The sequence below is a fragment of the Enterobacter sp. PL_is514 genome (genome assembly GCF_055816715.1).
Map to the genome: position 1 here is coordinate 1 of NZ_JBVPGN010000011.1, position 4,745 is coordinate 4,745.

The following is a 4,745-nucleotide window of genomic DNA, read 5'->3' on the forward strand; positions in this document are numbered from 1 at the left end:
TGATGGCCGGTACCGACGCGCAGTTTAACAGCGCGTCGGTGACCAACGGCGGCACGCTGCAGGGGACACATTCCCTCACGGCGACCGGGGCACAGCTCAGCAACCAGCAGGCGGGCATGCTGCTCTCCGGCGGCGCGCTCGCCCTGCACCACACCACCCTGAACAACGCCGGGCTGCTGCAGGGTAACACCCTGAACCTCGCCACCGGTGAGTGGATGAACACCGGTAACGCGCTGGGGGAAGCGGGCGTGACGGCGGCGGTAACCGGCACGCTGAACAACAGCGGTAAGGTGCTCAGCCAGCAGGCGCTGGACGTCCAGGCCGACAGGACCGATAACCGTGGCCAGCTGCTGGCGAAAGTGCTGACCCTGCAGGGCGACCTGCAGAACAGCGGTCTGCTTCAGGGCAGCAGCACGCTGGCCTGGTCCGGGAACACCTTCACGAACCAGCCTCAGGGCCAGGTGACGGGCGGCGAGACCCTGACCCTGAGCGGACAAACCCTCAGCAACGCGGGCAGCCTTCAGGGGCGCAGCGCGACGCTTGACGCCGGGAGCCTGAATAACCAGGGCAGCATTCAGACGCTGGACGGCCTGACCCTTTCCGCGACCGGCAGGCTGGATAACACGGGCGCCCTGCTCAGCCAGAACCTGTTCACGCTGACGGCGGCGCAGCTGTTTAACGACGGCCAGCTGGCCGGGAAGGCGCTCACGGTGAACGCCGCGCAGCTGAACAACACCGGGATTCTTCAGGGCAACGACACGCTGGCGCTGACCACCCGCGCGCTGAGCAACGGCGCCACCGGGCAGCTGGTGAGCGGCAGTTCTCTGGACGTATCCCTCGACACGCTCGATAACGCCGGTCTGCTGCTGGTGAACGGCGGGTTCACCCTGCGGGGCAGCGACCTGACGAACCGGGGCGATATTCAGGCGCAGAGCCTGGATTTGGGCCTGAGCAATGCCCTGACCAGTACCGGGAACATCGTTGCCACCGAAGATGCCGCGCTTAACGCGACGACGCTGACCAGCAGCGGCACGGTGGCGGGCAAAACGCTGACCGCAGGCGGTACTGAGCTGCGCAACAGCGGCCTGATGCAGGGCAGCAACGCGGTTAACGCCACCGCCGACCGCTTTATCAACGAGCTGAACGGTAAATGGCTCTCCGGCGGCGGCTTCACGCTGACGGGCGGACAGCTGACCAACGCCGGTACGCTGCAGGGTGCGACGCTGGACATGACCGGCACCACCCTCACCAACAGCGGCACGATGAACGGGCAGACGGGACTCAGCGGCACGCTCAGCGGGGCGTTAACCAATACCGGGCTGCTGCAGAGCGGCGGCACGACCGCCTTCACCGCGGACACCCTGGCGAACCCGGGGCGCATCACGGGCGGTACGCTGTCCCTCACTGCCCGCGATATGAACAACGGCGGGCTGATGCAGGGAACGAACGGCCTGGCGCTCACCGGCACCACGCTGACCACGGGCGCGACCTCGCGCACCCTCTCCGGCGGCATGCTGACGCTGGATGCAGGCCAGCTGACCACGCAGGGCACGCTGCAGGGGAACGGCGCGGACATCCGCGCCAGCGACTGGACGCACGGCGGGTCTCTGCTCAGCCAGGGAACGCTGACGGCCACGACCGGCGGCACGCTGACCTCAACCGGCTCGCTGATGAGTCAGGGCCGGGCGGATATCACCGCACAGACGCTGGATAACCGCGGGCAGCTCCTCAGCGAGGGCGATGTGACGCTCGGCGGCAGCACGCTTAAAAACAGCGGCACCGTGCAGGGGAACACCCTCGCGCTGCATCAGAGCAGCATTAACAACCAGGGCACCTTAACCGGTCTGCAGAGCCTGACCGTTCAGGGGCAGCAGCGGCTGATGGCGCGCATGGCGATGGCCGTGCCGCAGCAGGAGCTGATTAACGGCGCAGGCGGCAAGCTTCTCACCCAGGGCGCGCTGACGATTGCGTCCGGCGCGGTGACCAACGCCGGCAGCTGGCAGGCACAGAACATCCTGCTTAACGCCCGGTCGCTCACCAACAGCGGCGCGGTGCAGAGCGCCGGTGCGCTGCAGATGACGCTGGCCGACACGCTCACCGGGACTACGGGCAGTAAGATTACCGCGCTGGGTGCGGCAACGCTGCAGGCCGCCACGCTGGCGAACCAGGGCCAGTGGGCGGCGAAAAACCTGACGCTGACCGGCGGCACGCTCAGCAACAGCGGCGCCATCAGCGGCGTGAATGGCCTGACCCTCAGCCAGACCGGCGCGGTCAGCCAGCAGTCTGGCGGCACCCTGCTGTCCGGCGGGGCGCTGAACGTCACGGCGGCCTCCGTCACCAGCGACGGCAAAATGCAGGGGGGCACGCTCGGCATCACCACCGGGGCGCTCACCAACAACGGACGTCTGCAGGGCGATAACGGCGCGACGCTGGCCCTCAGCGGGACGCTGACCAACAACAGCGGAGGCGAAATCGTCAGCCGCGATGCGCTGACGCTGACCACGCCCGCGCTGTTTAACTACGGCCTGATCCAGGGCGGCGGCGAGACGCGGGTGACAGCCTCCTCCCAGGCGCGTAACGACGGCAGGCTGCTTTCCGGCGCGCGCCTGACGCTCGGCACGCCGCAGTTCACCGGCACCGGCTGGCTGCAGGCCACCGACCTGATACTCAATGCGGCAAACGCCATCAACGGCGGCACGTGGGTGGCCGACCGGGCCACCCTGACCGGCACCACGCTTGCCAGCCAGGGCACCACCCAGGCGGGACAGCTGACGGTTAACTATGGCCAGCTGAACAACAGCGGCACGCTGCTCGGCAACGCGCAGCTGAACATTAATGCCGACCAGGTGACCCAGAGCGCGGGCGGTAAGCTGCTGAGCGGCGGCAACCTGTGGCTGCAGAGCCGGGGGCTGGACCTCACCGGCCAGCTGGTCTCCCTGGGGGACTTAACGCTGCAGCTGACGAACGCGTTTACCAGCCGGACCGCCGTGGCGGCAGGCAGAACCCTCACCATCAACAGCGGCGGCGACATCGATAACCGCAGCGTGCTGCAGGGGCAGGCGGTCAACCTGAATGCGGGCGGGCAGCTCAGCAACAACGGACAAATCACCACCGGCGGCGGCGCGAGTACGCTCTCCGGCAGCAGCGTGGCGCTGAACGCCGCGGGCTCGGTGCAGGGCGGGGGCGATATCATCGTGGCCAGCCGGAGCAACATTACCGTCGACGGCTTCACCGGCACGCGCGGCTCGCTGACCCTGAGCGCGCCGGGCGCTATCGTCAACACCGCGCTGCTGTACGCGGCGAATAATCTGGCGCTGTTTGCCGACAGCATCACCAACCAGCGCGGCGACATCATGGCGGGGAACAACCTGTGGATGCAGCGGGATGCGGCGGGGAATGCGAACAGCCAGGTGGTGAATACGTCGGGGAATATTGAGACGCAGCGCGGGGATATATTCATTAAAACCGAGCATCTGCTTAACAAACGGGACGGGCTGGCGGTGACTCAGGGGGCTCAGGAAGATCTTCCCGCCCAGTACGCCTGGCTGACACCGCGTGATGCTGATATTCCGCTTGAGTGGATGGGAAATAAAGCGCGTATCAAGTTTTCTCCCTGCCCGTCAAATAGTCTGGGGGTCTGGTGTAACCCAAATTATAAGGTCCTGGATGGTGCAATCATGGTGCCGTACCCCAAAGATGCATTCAGGACCCTGGAGTTTGCGATTTCACGCACCTCGCTGTCGGTTACCGCGAACGGTCCTGCAGCGCGTATCAGTGCCGGGGGCTCAGGGTATATTACAGCAGACGGGCTGGATAACGATGCCAGTCTGCTTCTGGCTTCCGGACAACTGGTGATGAGCGGATCTACGCTGAACAACCGTTCATGGTTTCCACAGTCGACCACCCGCTACCAGACCTACGAATACGACGACAGCTATAACTCTGTTGAACTGCATTATAAGGCAACGGGGGTTCGCGAAGACGTATCACAGGGAACACCATTCCGCGCAGTGATCCAGGCGGGTGGCAACGTTACCGCAAACTTCACCAGTAACATCAGCAACACCAATACCACTGCGAACGCGGGCGGCGTTAGCAACGTCATCTCCACGCCGTCGCTGAACACCCTCAGCAACCAGACTGTCGGTAGCGGCGTTCAAAAACAGGGGCTGAACACGACCGGCACCGTGGCGGTGAACTCGCCGCAGTGGAACGATCAGCTCCAGGGTGCGCTGCAGCGGCTTAACGGCGGCGGAGCGCTGGAAAACGGCGGCGCGTCCGGCACGTCTCTCAGCAACATTGGCACCATGCAGAAAGGCAACGCGAACCTCGGCCAGCTGGGCGCACTGGCGAACGCCGGGGTCACCACCGCCGATCTCCGAACCGCGCAGGGCGGTGCCGTCGGGCATTATCAGGGCCAGCGCGTCGATACCAGCGCTTACCCGCTGCCGTCGGGCAACAACGGCTATTTTGTCTTCTCCGACAACCCTAAAAGCCCGTACCTGATCGGCATCAACCCGAAACTGAACGGTCTCGGACAGCTCGATCCCGCCCTGTTTGCCGACCTGAACGCAATGCTCGGGGTCAAACCGTCGTCCACGGCCCCGCAGGAGACGCGGCTGGCGTTTACCGACGAGAAGCAGTTCCTCGGCTCGTCCTATATGCTGGGCCGCCTCAACCTGAACCCGGATTACGATTACCGCTTCCTCGGCGATGCGGCGTTCGATACCCGCTATGTCTCCAAC

1 protein-coding gene is annotated in these 4,745 nt (G+C 65.3%); it reads left to right on the plus strand.

Annotated elements, in window-relative coordinates:
• Window positions 1-4,745, plus strand: a 4,745-nt coding sequence (locus AC0TNG_RS00160) for a beta strand repeat-containing protein (protein WP_473723523.1), incomplete at both ends; no start/stop codon positions are given.